At 71.4% G+C, this 13,641-nt stretch carries 11 protein-coding genes and 1 tRNA gene; 7 read left to right on the top strand and 5 right to left on the bottom strand.

Annotated features, from left to right (window positions below; all coding sequences use genetic code 11):
• The first annotated feature begins 195 nt into the window (after positions 1-195).
• Together NX801_RS19890 and NX801_RS19885 are read left to right on the top strand one after the other, a co-directional pair.
• The gene (locus tag NX801_RS19890; protein WP_258789144.1) at positions 196-1,416 is read left to right on the top strand and encodes an acetyl-CoA C-acetyltransferase; all 1,221 of its coding nucleotides are present in this window, start codon (positions 196-198) and stop codon (positions 1,414-1,416) included.
• 511 nt (positions 1,417-1,927) lie between these two features.
• On the top strand, positions 1,928-2,752 hold the full coding sequence (locus NX801_RS19885) for a hypothetical protein (RefSeq protein ID WP_258789195.1): 825 nt from the start codon (positions 1,928-1,930) through the stop codon (positions 2,750-2,752).
• On the opposite strand, the gene NX801_RS19880 is transcribed toward NX801_RS19885, so the two are convergent.
• Positions 2,736-3,080, bottom strand: coding sequence for a hypothetical protein (locus NX801_RS19880; RefSeq protein WP_258789143.1), 345 nt, complete (start codon positions 3,078-3,080; stop codon positions 2,736-2,738). The two genes, NX801_RS19885 and NX801_RS19880, sit on opposite strands and share 17 nt — an antisense overlap.
• Before the next feature lie 101 nt (positions 3,081-3,181).
• Here NX801_RS19880 and NX801_RS19875 point away from each other — a divergent pair, with 101 nt between their 5' ends.
• Positions 3,182-3,412, top strand: a complete 231-nt coding sequence (locus NX801_RS19875) for a DUF4287 domain-containing protein (RefSeq protein ID WP_258789142.1) — start codon at positions 3,182-3,184, stop codon at positions 3,410-3,412.
• Between the two features lie 218 nt (positions 3,413-3,630).
• Here the strand turns inward: NX801_RS19875 and NX801_RS19870 are convergent, their stop codons facing one another.
• Positions 3,631-4,509 carry a Bax inhibitor-1/YccA family protein gene (locus NX801_RS19870; RefSeq protein ID WP_258789141.1) on the bottom strand — a complete coding sequence of 293 codons (879 nt, stop codon included), beginning with the start codon at positions 4,507-4,509 and terminating at the stop codon, positions 3,631-3,633.
• Positions 4,510-4,711: 202 nt separating this feature from the next.
• Positions 4,712-4,793 (bottom strand) — tRNA-Leu (locus NX801_RS19865).
• 600 nt (positions 4,794-5,393) lie between these two features.
• On the opposite strand from NX801_RS19865, the gene NX801_RS19860 reads away from it, so the two are divergent.
• Positions 5,394-6,164 (top strand): ABC transporter ATP-binding protein, encoded by a 771-nt coding sequence (locus NX801_RS19860; RefSeq protein ID WP_258789140.1) that lies wholly within the window; start codon positions 5,394-5,396, stop codon positions 6,162-6,164.
• 187 nt (positions 6,165-6,351) lie between these two features.
• Positions 6,352-8,883 carry an ABC transporter permease gene (locus tag NX801_RS19855; RefSeq protein WP_258789139.1) on the top strand — a complete coding sequence of 844 codons (2,532 nt, stop codon included), beginning with the start codon at positions 6,352-6,354 and terminating at the stop codon, positions 8,881-8,883.
• A gap of 401 nt (positions 8,884-9,284) precedes the next feature.
• Here NX801_RS19855 and NX801_RS19850 read toward each other — a convergent pair whose 3' ends face one another.
• Positions 9,285-10,577 (bottom strand): SAM-dependent methyltransferase, encoded by a 1,293-nt coding sequence (locus NX801_RS19850; RefSeq protein ID WP_258789138.1) that lies wholly within the window; start codon positions 10,575-10,577, stop codon positions 9,285-9,287.
• 528 nt (positions 10,578-11,105) lie between these two features.
• Positions 11,106-12,488 carry an NAD(P)/FAD-dependent oxidoreductase gene (locus tag NX801_RS19845; RefSeq protein WP_258789137.1) on the bottom strand — a complete coding sequence of 461 codons (1,383 nt, stop codon included), beginning with the start codon at positions 12,486-12,488 and terminating at the stop codon, positions 11,106-11,108.
• 521 nt (positions 12,489-13,009) lie between these two features.
• On the opposite strand from NX801_RS19845, the gene NX801_RS19840 reads away from it, so the two are divergent.
• A complete protein-coding gene (locus tag NX801_RS19840; protein WP_258789136.1) occupies positions 13,010-13,288 on the top strand; it encodes a type II toxin-antitoxin system Phd/YefM family antitoxin in 279 nt (92 codons plus the stop codon).
• Positions 13,285-13,554, top strand: coding sequence for a type II toxin-antitoxin system RelE family toxin (locus tag NX801_RS19835; protein WP_258789135.1), 270 nt, complete (start codon positions 13,285-13,287; stop codon positions 13,552-13,554). The genes NX801_RS19840 and NX801_RS19835 overlap by 4 nt, the downstream gene beginning before the upstream one ends.
• Positions 13,555-13,641 lie beyond the last annotated feature (87 nt).

The raw sequence follows: 13,641 nt of genomic DNA, 5'->3' as shown, positions 1-13,641 counted from the left end.
GGCTCCCGGGCGACTGCGCGATCCGGGCGCCCCGGGCGGTTTCGGGGTGCCCGGGGCCGGGAAGGCCCACCCCGCCAGCCGACTGAGCGAGCGCTTAGAAGTGCGGCCCGCATCACATGGCGCGGGCGGTGACCAGGCGCTCTACGTACGGGTAACTTCCCTCTCAGTCCTGCCCTCTCGCCTCCTGGAGCCGTGATGCCCGAAGCCGTGATCGTCTCAGCCGCCCGCTCCCCCATCGGCCGGGCCTTCAAGGGCTCCCTGAAGGACCTGCGGCCGGACGACCTGACCGCCACGATCATCCAGGCCGCGCTGGCCAAGGTGCCCGAGCTCGACCCCCGCGACATCGACGACCTGATGCTGGGCTGCGGCCTGCCGGGCGGCGAGCAGGGCAACAACCTGGGCCGGATCGTCGCCGTGCGGATGGGCATGGACCACCTGCCCGGCTGCACCATCACCCGGTACTGTTCCTCGTCCCTCCAGACCTCCCGGATGGCCCTGCACGCCATCAAGGCGGGCGAGGGCGATGTCTTCATCTCGGCCGGCGTCGAGCTGGTGTCCCGTTTCACCAAGGGCAACTCCGACACCCTCCCGGACACCCACAACCCGTTCTTCGCCGACGCCGAGGCCCGGACCGCCGCCCGCGCCGAGCAGGAGGGCACCGACTGGCACGACCCGCGCGAGGACGGCCTCGTCCCGGACGCCTACATCGCGATGGGCCAGACCGCCGAGAACCTGGCCCGGCTCAAGGGCGTCACCCGCCAGGACATGGACGAGTTCGGCGTCCGGTCCCAGAACCTCGCGGAGGAGGCCATCAAGAACGGCTTCTGGGAGCGCGAGATCACCCCGGTCACCACGCCCGACGGCACCGTGGTGACCAAGGACGACGGCCCGCGCCCGGGCGTCACCCTGGAGGGCGTCCAGGGCCTGAAGCCCGCCTTCCGCCCGGACGGCATGGTGACGGCGGGCAACTGCTGCCCGCTCAACGACGGCGCCGCCGCGCTGGTGATCATGTCGGATATCAAGGCGCGTGAGCTGGGGCTGACCCCGCTGGCCCGGATCGTCTCCACCGGTGTCTCCGGCCTCTCCCCCGAGATCATGGGCCTCGGCCCGGTCGAGGCCTCCAGGCAGGCCCTCCGCCGCGCGGGGCTCACCATGGACGACATCGACCTGGTGGAGATCAACGAGGCGTTCGCCGCCCAGGTGATCCCGTCCTACCGGGACCTGGAGATCCCGCTGGAGAAGCTGAACGTCAACGGCGGCGCCATCGCCGTCGGCCACCCCTTCGGCATGACCGGCGCCCGCATCACCGGCACGCTCATCAACAGCCTCCAGTTCCACGACAAGCAGTTCGGCCTGGAGACCATGTGCGTGGGCGGGGGCCAGGGAATGGCGATGGTGATCGAGCGGCTGAGCTGAGGCGTAGTGGAGGGTGGGGGTCGGCCGAGGAACGAGGCCGGCACGCGCCCGCAACGGAGCCGAAACTCAGCGCGACCGAAAACGCGAGCGGCTGAGCTGAGCTGAAGTGGAGGGTGGGGGCGCCCGAGGAACGAGGGCACACCCGCCCGCAGCGGAAGCGACGCTCAGCGCGACCCACAACGCGAGCGGTTGAGCTGAGCCGAGTGAGGAGCCGAGTGAGCGGTTGGCTCGACTCGGTGAGTGCGGCGAGCGGCTGAGCCGCGGCCGGAGCCGGGCAGAGGCCCGGGTTCAATCCTTACGCGTCCCTGTCGTGACCGAATCTCCCCCAGGATGTGACCTATCTCCGGGGGAGATTCGTTTTTGCTGGTCACAAGCACAGGGTCGGATCCGCCCCCACAGGAAACCTGTCCGTTTCGTGACGTAATGCACTGACAGGGCGCGCGGGGGCGCGACAAGCTGAGGTAGGAAGTGCGGGGGATCGATTGAAACCGGGAGTAAGTCAGTGAGCGCCATGTCTTTCGCCCTGCTGCTGACCACGGCCACCGCCACGGTCGCGAGCGCTGCCGCGCTGCGGGTCACCCTGGGGCTGCGCAAGCAGGTCACGGCCCTGCGCGGCGAGCTGGCCGCACTGCACGCGGTGGACCGTCCGGTGCCCTCCGTGCCCCAGGCCCGCTCCACCGAGGAGATACGCGCGGCCGTGGCCGAGGCACTGGCCGAGGAGCGGGAGCGGGAGCTGGCCGAGGCGCGGGCCTTCTGGGCCGCCCAGGAGGCCCGGGACGCCACCGACGCACCGGGCCCGGCCCTGGGCGGTGCCGCCGGGCTGGCCGGCGGCTTGGACGACGGGCCGTTCTTCGTGCCGCGCCAGGCGGACTTCGTGGGGCTGGAGTCCCTGAGCCCGGACGGCGACGGTGACTACACCGACTTCGCGGAGTACGAGCTGCCGGAGTTCCCCGAGGACTCCCCCGAGATCGCCGCCGCCCGCCGCCGGCACCCCTCGCACCCCGACTTCGTGCCGGTCCAGACGCCGGTCGTCACCGACCATGAGCGCACCGTGGCCCGGCTGGAGGAGCTGGCCGAGAGCCGGACCGCGCTCGCCGACGTACGGCCGGGCCCGCTGGGCACCCTGGACGTGTACGTGTTCACCGACGGGACGACCCTCTGCATGACCCCCGGCCACCGCGAGACCGCCGAGCGGCTGGCGGAGGCGCTGCGGGACGGCGAGGCACCTGTACTGCTGGGCGGCTCCGGGGTGTCCGGCGCGTACGCCCTGACGTTCTCCTGCGGGGCGGACGAGAACGTCTACATCCTGGCGGACCGCGTCATAGCGTCGCTCTAGCGGCCGCCCGCCGCACCGCCTCCAGCGCCTCGTCCCGCGCGGCGGTCGCCCGCGCGGCCTCCGGGGTGTCCGCCCGGGCCGTGCGCAGGATCTCCGCCAAATCGTTGCCGGCCACCACCAGTTGATCCGCGACCGCGAAGAGCCCCGCGTCCGGCATGATCCTGGGCGGCTCGCCGGGCGCCTCAAGACGCTGGGCGCGTTCCGCCAACTCCCTGGCCAGCGCCAGCCCTTCGGCCGCCGCGCCCCGCTGCAGCCGGCTCTGCGGAGCGGCCCGCAGCCGGTCCGCGAAGCGTTCCACAGCGGCGCTCAGATCCGTCGTATCCACCACGGTCCCCGACCCTATGCGCCCCGGACCGACTGTTGCCAACGGGCGAACACTCAGGCACGGTGACGTGAAGGACCACACGCGCGAAGCGTCCGGAGGCGCCGATGTCGCATGTCTTCTCCGAAGAGACCCACCGCAACATGCTGTCCCGCATCCCCCAGTGCACCGGCCGTGAAGTGGCCGACTGGCTCCGCACCGTCGAGGAGGGCCCCTCCCTCGTCCGGTTCGAGGAGAAGGTGAGCTGGCTCCGGGGCGAGCACGACCTCGCGTACGGCCACGCCAAGGCGATCATTCACGAGTACGACCTCCGGCGAGCCGCCCGCAAGCTGCTCTGACGAGGAAGACACGGAAGACGAGGAAGACGAGGAAGACGAGAAGGACGAGGAAAAGGACGAGAAAGACGAAGAAGCGAGGGACCCGCACACGACGGAGGGCCCGCCCGGCGGTTGCCGGACGGGCCCTCTGCCCTGTGCGGGCTCTGGGGCCCTCGCCTCTCGGGTCCGCGCGGCCCGGCGCGTACGGCGCCGACGGCCGGGCAGGGCCGGGAAGGACGTCAGTCGTCGCCCTGGAGAATCGCGACCAGCCGCAGGAACTCCAGGTAGATCCAGACCAGCGTCATGGTGAGGCCGAAGGCCGCCAGCCACGACTCCTGACGCGGAGCGCCGTAGGTGATGCCGTCCTCGACCTGCTTGAAGTCGAGCGCCAGGAAGCAGGCGCCCAGAACGATGCCGATGACGCCGAACAGGATGCCGAGGCCGCCGCTGCGGAAGCCCAGGCCGTCACCGCCGCCGATCAGGGCGAACACCAGGTTGACCAGCATCAGCAGCATGAAGCCGAGCGCCGCGGCCATCACAAAGCCGTAGAACCGGCGGTTCACCCGGATCCAGCGCCGCTTGTACGCGACGAGCACACCGGCGAAGACCGCCATCGTGCCCAGCACCGCCTGCGGCACCGCGCCCGGCGTGACATAGGTGGAGACGGCGCTGGAGATCACGCCGAGGAAGACGCCCTCGAAGGCCGCGTAGCCCAGGATCAGCGCCGGCGACGCCTTGCTCTTGAACGACTGGACCATCGCGAGGACGAAGGCCACCAGCGCGGCGCCGACCCCGATCCCGTAGGACTTGTTGATGTTCGCCACGTCGACCGGCAGCAGGAACCAGGCGAGCGTGGCGGTGACGAAGACCGTACCGAGCGTCATGGCGGTGCGCGCCACGACGTCGTCGATGGTCATGACACCGGTGCGCTCCGGGGCCTGCGGCGGGGCGCCGACCTGGGCGTCCTGCGCGTACGGGTTGGTGGCGTACGGGTTCTGCGCGTACGGGTTCGTTCCAGCGGCGGGGCCCCCGGCCTGCGGCTGCTGCGCGTTGAAGCCCGCGTAGCCGCTGTCACGGCTGAACCCCCGTCGCGAGAAGACCGGGTTGCTGCTCCTCATCTCACTCCTCCATGGCCGCCGTGCGCGGCCTTGGAACCAGAGTAATGGGAGAGCAAAGGAAAGAGCCTCGTGCCCGGGAAGGATCTTTGCCCGGCGACAGCCGTCCCGGGGCGCGTCCGGACCCTCCCGGGACCACCCTCGGACCGTGACGGCGGAGCGAAACGGAACCACTACCTCCGGTCACCGTCCGAGACCCGGGGAGTGCCCGGAGCCGGACTCGAACCGGCACGGCCCGTAGGCCAGCGAGGTTTAAGCTCGCCGTGTCTGCATTCCACCATCCGGGCGTGGCGCGCGGCTCCGCGTCGCACACGGAGCCTATCCGGGGCGCATCCCTCGAACAGCGGAACGGTGGCCCGATGTTGTCTTATTCTATTGACGTCTGAGGGCTCGTCAGGCCAGGTGGGGGCCCATCTCGGTAGCCCCGCAAGGGGATGCGGGCGCCCAGGCACACCCGAGGGAATGACGGAAAGTCATCGCCCCATTCCGGGCTGCTGCGGCTCCGCCGCCGGCCCTTCCCGCGCACTTCCCGCACTTTCCCGCGCTTTCCCGGCCTTCCGGACCCCTTCCCCGTTCCTGTCCTCCCCCTCCTTCCCCGGCCTTCTCCCGGCTTCCCGCGCCGCCGCCCGCCCCAGGGCGTCCGGCACCCGGCGCCCGGGGCCCCCGCCCGAGTCGCCAGGACGAATCGCCGGGACGAAGCGCCGGGGCTCCGGCGCTCCCCGCGACTGCGGTATCAGGGGCGGTGTCATACCTCAGGAGGACGGGAGGCCGCCCCGGTCAGACTCCAGAGGGCCGGGGGAACGGGTACGCGGAGGGACGTGCGGCGCCGGGCGGACACGGAGGATGGAGTGGTCCCCGATCGACCGTCCCCGACAGGAGTCACCCTCGTGACCAGCACCTCCACCGCCTACCGGGCCACCACCGCGGCCGCCCGCGCCACGGATCTCTCCAAGGTCTATGGAGAGGGCGAGACCCAGGTGGTCGCCCTGGATCACGTGACCGTGGACTTCCGGCAGGGCGAGTTCACCGCGATCATGGGCCCCTCGGGCTCCGGCAAGTCGACCCTGATGCACTGCGTGGCCGGGCTCGACACGTTCACCAGCGGTTCGGTACGGATCGGGGACACCGAGCTGGGGCCGCTGAAGGACAAGCAGCTCACCCAGCTGCGCCGCGACAAGATCGGCTTCATCTTCCAGGCGTTCAACCTGCTGCCGACGCTGACCGCGCAGGAGAACATCACGCTCCCCCTGGACATCGCGGGCCGCAAGCCCGACAAGGAGTGGATGCGCAAGGTCATCGAGATGGTGGGCCTCTCCGGGCGGCTCGGCCACCGGCCGTCCCAGCTCTCCGGCGGCCAGCAGCAGCGGGTGGCGGTGGCCCGGGCGCTGACCTCCCGGCCCGAGATCATCTTCGGTGACGAGCCGACCGGAAACCTGGACTCGCGCTCGGGCGCCGAGGTGCTGGGCTTCATGCGGAACTCGGTGCGGGAACTGGGGCAGACCGTGGTGATGGTGACCCACGACCCGGTGGCCGCCTCCTACGCGGACCGGGTGATCTTCCTCGCGGACGGCCGGATCGTCGACGAGATGCTGCGGCCGACGGCGGACGGGGTGCTGGACCGGATGAAGGAGTTCGACACCAAGGGCCGCACCAGCTGACCCGGGGCCGCGCGCCGCCCGCACGGCGGGTGCGCCCCCACTCCCCTCCGTACGCCCCCGGACTTCTCCCGGCCCCGGACCTCTCCGGTCCCGACCTCCGGACACCGCCCCCGGACCTCTCCGGCCCCGGCCCCCCGGACACCGGCCCCGGGCTCCGGGCCCCTTCTTCCTTCAGGACGCAGACCTCATGTTCCGTACCGCCCTGCGCAATGTGCTGGCGCACAAGGCCAGGCTGCTGATGACCGTGCTCGCCGTGATGCTCGGCGTGGCCTTCGTCTCCGGCACCCTGGTCTTCACCGACACCCTCTCCAACGCCTTCCGCAAGCAGTCCGCCAAGAGCTACGACGACGTGGCCGTCGCGGTCACCTCGTACGCCGACCCGGACGACTCCAAGGCCGAGCCCGGCCTCTCCCAGAAGACCGCCGACAAGGTCGGCCGGCTGGACGGGGTGGCCTCCGTCTCCGGCCGGGTCAGCGGCTTCGCGGGGGTGGCCGACCCGGACGGCAAGCTGATCGGCTCCGGCTGGTCCAACAAGGGCGGCAACTTCGCGCCCGCCGCGAACGGCAAGGACCCGTCGTACGCCTTCGGCGAGGGCCGGGGCCCGGTCGGCGCCGACCAGATCGCCCTGGACCAGGAGACCGCCACCAAGGGCAAGTACCGGGTCGGTGACCGGGTCCGGGTGGCCACCAACGGCCCGGTCCGCGAGTACACCCTCGCCGGGATCTTCACCACCGACGACGGCGCCGTCAACGCCGGCGGCAGCCTGGTCCTGTTCGACAACGCCGTCGCCCAGAAGCTCTATCTGAAGCCGGGCTACTACAGCGATCTGATCGTCCGGGCCGCCCCCGGCACCGACGACGACAAGATCCTCGCCGCCGTCGAGCCGCTGCTCGGCGAGCACGGCGAGGCGAAGACCGGCGCGGAGCTGGCGAAGCAGCAGGCGGAGGACATCGAGAAGGGAATGAGCGCCACCAACCAGATCCTGCTGGGCTTCGCCGGGATCGCGCTCTTCGTCGGCATCTTCCTGATCGCCAACACCTTCACCATGCTGGTCGCGCAGCGCACCAAGGAGATCGCGCTGATGCGCGCCGTCGGTGCCTCCCGCAAGCAGATCACCCGCTCGGTGCTGACCGAGGCGGCCCTGGTCGGCCTGGTCGCCTCGCTGGTCGGCTTCGGTCTCGGCGTCGGCCTCGCGGTGGCCCTGCGCTCGGGCATGGCCGCGTTCGACCTGAAGATGCCGGACGGGCCGCTCGTCCTGACCGCCACCCCGCTGGTGTCCGCCCTCGCGGTCGGTGTGCTCATCACGACGTTCGCCGCCTGGCTGCCGGGCCGGCGCGCGGCCAAGATCCCGCCGGTGGCGGCGATGAACAGTGTCCACGCGGTCGCCACCCAGAAGTCCCTGGTCGTCCGGAACTCCATCGGCGGCGTCCTCTTCGGCCTGGGCGCCGTGGCCATCGTGGGCGGCGCCGCCATGGGCAAGGAGTCCGGCCGGACGCTCATCGCCGCCGGCGCGTTCTTCGCCCTCGTCGGGATCATCGTGCTGATCCCGCTGCTCTCCCGTCCGGTGATCGCCCTGGTGCGGCCGCTGCTGGTCCGGGTCTTCGGGGTGGCCGGGAAGCTGGCCGGCCAGAACGCGGTCCGCAACCCGCGCCGCACCGGCGCCACCGCCTCCGCGCTCGCCATCGGCCTGACGCTGGTCACCGGTCTCTCGGTGCTGGGTGCAACGGTCGGCGCGGCCATCGACAAGTCGACCACCGACAACATCAGGGCCGACTACCTGGTCAAGACGGCCGGCTTCGGCGGGCTCGACCAGTCGGCCGTGGACGCCCTGGCGAAGGCGCCCGGAGTCACCGCCGTCTCGCCCGACCAGTCGGCCGGGCTGACCCTGGGCGGCACGTGGGAGATGGTCTCCGGCGTCACCTCCGGCGCGGTGGACAAGGTCCTGCGGGTCGAGGTGGTCAACGGGTCGCTGGACGCGCTGGGCCGCGGTCAGCTCGCCGTCTCGGAGAAGCTCGCCGAGGACCGCGGCTGGAAGGTCGGTGACGCGCTGCCGACCGTCTTCGGGGACGACAAGAAGGGCACGCTCACCCTGGGCGCGATCTACCAGGAGAACGAGTTCCTGTCGCCCGTGGTGGTGGATCAGAAGGTCCTCGCCCCGCACAACGACAAGCCGAGCATCCAGCAGGCGTTCGTGAAGATGGACGGCGGCGCCACGGCCGCCAACGAGAAGGCGCTGGTCGACGCGCTGGGCAACAACCCGGCGATGACGGTGATGGACGGCCGGGCGATCCGCGACGAGTTCGGCGGCGCGATCAACATCATGCTCAACATGATGTACGGGCTGCTGGCGATGGCCCTGCTCATCGCGGTGCTCGGGGTCGTCAACACCCTGGCCATGTCGGTGTTCGAGCGCCAGCAGGAGATCGGCATGCTCCGGGCGATCGGCCTGGACCGCCGCCGGGTGAAGCGGATGGTGCGGCTGGAGGCCGTGGTCATCTCGGTGTTCGGCGCCGTGGTCGGCGTGGCTCTCGGTGCCTTCCTCGGCTGGGCCATCGGTGAGACGATCGCGGACTCGATCCCGGGCTACGCCCTGGTGCTGCCCTGGGGCCGGATCGGAGTCTTCCTGGTGCTGGCGGGCCTGGTCGGCGTGCTGGCCTCGCTCTGGCCGGCCCGGAGCGCGGCCAAGCTGAACATGCTGAACGCCATCAAGGCCCAGTAGCCGGCCGGCGGCCGCGCGAGCCGGACACCGGCCGGACGCCGCTCGGCCACTGCCGACGGGCCGGGCTCCCACACGGGGGCCCGGCCCGTCGGCGTACGGCGGCACGACGGCCCACGGCGCACAGCGCACATCTCACGCCCGGCGCCGGGCGTCCGGCGCACAACAGCGCCGGGGCGACGGCGACAGTGACGGCAACGGCATACGCGGTGCACGCGATGGACGCGATGGACGCGATGGACGACCCTCCCGGCGGTGTACGCCGCTCCCGCCGCGCGCCGACCGGACAGTGGGGGGCCTCCGCGCCGCCGACCGGGTGGTGGGGGCCTCCGCGCGGCCAACCGGGCGGTGAGGGGCCTCCGCGCGGCGACCGGCCGGCGACAGGAGCCGGACGAACCGGGGGGTCAGCCGGTCCAGGCGCGGGAGCGCAGGGACAGGCCGGAAGGGCCGCCCTCGGGGGTGCGGACGGCGAGGATCTGGTTGACACCGATCCGGTTGCGCTCGAAGGAGAGGGCGGAAGCGGCCATGTAGAGCCGCCAGATCCGGGCCCGCCCGGGCGTGACGAGCCGGACCGCCTCGGCCCACCGCGCCTCCAGGTTGACCACCCAGCGGCGCAGCGTCAGCGCGTAGTGCTCCCGGATGGCCTCGACGTCCCGGACCTCGAACCCGGCCTCCTCCAGCAGCCCGGCGGTGCGGCCCACCGGAGCCAGCTCGCCGTCGGGGAAGACGTACGCGTCGATGAACTCGTCCACCTCGTACGCCCCCTCGTCCCGCAGCGGGCGCCGGGCGATCTGGTGGTTGAGCAGCCGGCCGCCCGGCTTGAGGAGGGCGTACAGGTCGTCGGCGTACTCCCGGTAGCGGGCCGCGCCCACGTGCTCGGCCATGCCGATGGAGGAGACGGCGTCGTACGGGCCGTCCCTGACGTCCCGGTAGTCCTGGACGCGGATCTCGATCCGGTCGGTCAGCCCCGCGTCCGCGATGCGCTTCCTGGCGTACGCCGCCTGTTCTCCGCTGAGCGTCACCCCGACGACCCGGGCGCCGTACGCACGGGCCGCGTGGATCGCCATGGAGCCCCAGCCGCAGCCGACGTCCAGCAACCGGTCGCCCTCCCGGAGGCCGAGCTTGCGGCAGACCAGATCGAGCTTGGCGGTCTGGGCCTCCTCCAGGGTGGTGTCCTCGTCCCAGTAGGCGCAGGAGTAGACCATGGACGGGCCCAGGACCAGCCGGTAGAAGTCGTTGCCCACGTCGTAGTGATGGCTGATGGCCGCCCGGTCGCGGGTCCTGGTGTGCAGCGGGCCGGAGCGGCGGCGCACCTCCTCGGCGGGCGGGGCGGGCGGCGGCCAGGGCCCGGCCAGCCGTACGAGCTCCCGCGCGGCGTCCCGCAGCCGGCGGTCACGCAGCGGGTGCACGGCCGGGGCGGTGTCCGGGTCCCGCTCCCAGAGGAAGCCGGCGAGCAGTTCCAGCGCCGCGTACAGATCGCCCTCGACGTCGAGTTCGCCGGCCACCCAGGCCCGGGCCAGCCCCAGTTCACCGGGTTTCCACAACAGGCGGCGCAGGGCCCGGCGGTGACGTACCACCAGCACCGGGGCGCCGGGCGGACCGGCCTCACTGCCGTCCCAGGCGCGGACCCGCAGTGGGAGCGGTACCCCCAGCAGGTCCTCGGCGAGTCTGGTCAGCCGCGGGGCGGCGTCGGCCATGGTGCACACCTCCGTGATCCGTGAAGCGACCCGTGACGGGGAATCCCAGAAACGTTCCGCACCACGTAAACACCACGGGCGGCCCGGCACAGTCCCGAAACCACGCAATGAGCGGGCAAAATAGCTGCCCAGCCCACGCATGTAAGCCGGGAGCCGATCGGTCGCCGCTGCCGCCTTCCGGACGCGACGGGCCGGAACGCGTGAGGGCGCGGCCCGGACCCCGGGCCCGGATACACGAGGGCGGCCCGGAGTGCCCGGGCCCGGGCGCCTCGAAGGCGGCCCCGGACCTCGCACTCCGGCTCCCGGCCCCGGACATGCCGAAGGGCCGCCCGCACCACGGATGGCGGACGGCCCTTCGGCCTCAGTGTGCTCCCGGAGCCCGGGGTCCGGGTCCGGACTCCGGGGTCCCGAGCCGGGACTCCGGCGATCCGACCGACCCGGCGGTCCGGCCCGAGCCGGATCACCGGTCCGGACCTGGATCAGCGGATCATCCGATCAGCGCCAGAGGGCGCGTCAGGGACCGGACGTTCAGGACGCCTTGGCCTTCTCCGTCGGAGCGGAGGCGGCGGCGGCCGGGGCGGGCTTGGCCGCCTCGTAGAACTCCTCGCGCGGCGTCTCCATGGCACCGAGCGACACGACCTCGCGCTTGAGGAACATGCCCAGCGTCCAGTCCGCGAAGATGCGGATCTTCCGGTTCCAGGTCGGCATCGCCAGACCGTGGTAGCCACGGTGCATGTACCAGGCGAGACGGCCCTTGAGCTTGATCTTCGTCTTGCCCATGACGATCATCGCGACGCCCTTGTGCAGGCCGAGACCCGCGACCGCGCCCTTGTTGGCGTGGCTGTACGTCTTCTGCGGGAAGCCGCGCATGCCGGAGACCACGTTGTCGCCGAGGACCTTGGCCTGGCGCAGCGCGTGCTGGGCGTTCGGCGGGCACCAGGCGTTCTCGACCCCGGCCTTGCGGGCGGCGACGTCCGGGACCTGGGCGTTGTCGCCGGCGGCCCAGATGTAGTCGGTGCCCTGGACCTGGAGGGTCTCGGAGGTGTCCACGTGGCCGCGCGGGCCGAGCGGGAGGCCGTAGCGGGCGAGCGCCGGGTTCGGCTTGACGCCGGCGGTCCACACGATGGTGTTGGAGTCGACCTCCAGGCCGTTCTTCAGCACCACATGGCCGTCGACGCAGGAGTCCATGGAGGTGGAGAGGTAGACCTCGACCCCACGGCCCTCCAGGTGCTCCTTGCCGTACTTGCCGAGCTTCGGGCCGACCTCGGGGAGGATCTTGTCCGCGGCGTCGACCAGGACGAAGCGCATGTCCTCGCGCTTGACGTTCTGGTAGTACTTCGCGGCGTCGCGGGCCATGTCCTCGACCTCGCCGATGGTCTCCGCGCCGGCGAAGCCGCCGCCCACGAAGACGAAGGTCAGCGCCTTGCGGCGGACCTCCTCGTCGGTGGTCGAGTCGGCCTTGTCGAGCTGCTCGAGGACGTGGTTGCGCAGGCCGATGGCCTCCTCGATGCCCTTCATGCCGATGCCCTGCTCGGCGAGGCCGGGGATCGGGAAGGTCCGGGAGACCGCGCCGAGCGCGATGACCAGGTAGTCGAAGGGCAGCTCGTACGCCTCACCGACCAGCGGGGCGACGGTCGCGACCTTGCGGTCCTGGTCGATGGTGGTGACCCGGCCGGTGAGGACCTCCGCCTTGGGCAGTACGCGCCGCAGCGGGACGACGACGTGCCGGGGCGAGATGCTGCCGGCGGCGGCTTCGGGCAGGAAAGGCTGGTAGGTCATGTACGAACGCGGGTCGACGACCGTGACGGTCGCCTCGCCGTAGCGCATCTTCTTCAGGATGCGGCGAGCTGCGTACAGGCCTACGTACCCACCGCCTACTACGAGGATCCTGGGACGCTCCGTGGTGCTCATGCCATCGAGTATCCACCCGCCACATGGGGGTTGCTCGTGCGCCCCTTCACAAGGATCCCAACTACCTCTGCTACACTGCGCGGCCCACGTGACCCAGGCCACGGCACCGACCGGGAACCAGGGCGCCCCGGAGGACGTTGATCATTCCTCCGCACCCCCGTTGAACTGGGCGGCTCCGGCCTTCGCAACACCGGACCGACCCCGCCGTTCACTCCCCCGAAACAAGGCAACCCGGCCGCCCCGCCCGGGAATCCAGGCCCTAGCAGAGTCCCGAACCCCCCAAAAGGGCCGTCCGGGCCACCGTGCGGGCCCTTTTCCTTGTGAAGAACTTCACGAACCTTTTTCGGCACCTCGCCGCGAAGCGCCCTCCGACCCCCGCGACCCCGCTCACCCGCAGCTCAGCCCGCTCATCCGGGCGCCACACGGCTCCGTCGGGGCCTGCCGCACACCCTCCGGCGGGGCGGGCCCGCCCGGGCCGCACAGGGTGACGGCGTGTACACACATACACGTACACTGGCAACATGACTGAGCCCGAGAACACAGTGACCGTCAGGGATGCCCGCGCGCACCTTGCGGACCACATCAATCGCGCCGAAGAGGGCACGCCCACGGTGATCACTCGCAATGGTGCGCCTGTGGCGGCGCTGGTTCCGATCGCGGACTTCGATGCGCTGGAGGAAGCAGCCGATCTGGTGCTTGCCCGTGAGGCGGAAGAGGTCTTGGCCGAGGGTGGTCCCACGGTGACGATGGCCGAACTGCTGGCGGACCTGTTCACCGAGCACAACGAAGACGCAGCGTGAAGTACGCGTTCCGATTCACCACAGCGGCTCAACGCCAACTCCGCGCAATCGACCGGCCGGCCGCCATGCGCATCCTGACCGCGCTGACCGCGTTGGGCGACGACCCGTACCGCGACGACGCCGATGTCAAGAAGCTCGCCGGCCAGTCAGGTCTCTATCGGCTCCGGGTCGGCAATTACCGAGTCGCCTACCGGATTCTGGACGGCGAACTCGTGGTCTTCATCGTCAAGGTGGGCGACCGGAGGGACGTTCACCGTCACATCTGACCTCCCGGGCTCGACAGGGTCCGGGCCCCGGGCGCGACAGGGGCCGGACCACCCGGGCCCGCCCGGGTCGTACAGGGGTCGGGCGGG

The organism is Streptomyces pyxinae (assembly GCF_024756275.1).
Lineage (GTDB): Bacteria > Actinomycetota > Actinomycetes > Streptomycetales > Streptomycetaceae > Streptomyces > Streptomyces pyxinae.
The sequence above is the reverse complement of the archived record's forward strand: the minus strand, read 5'-3'. Positions and strand labels throughout refer to the sequence as shown.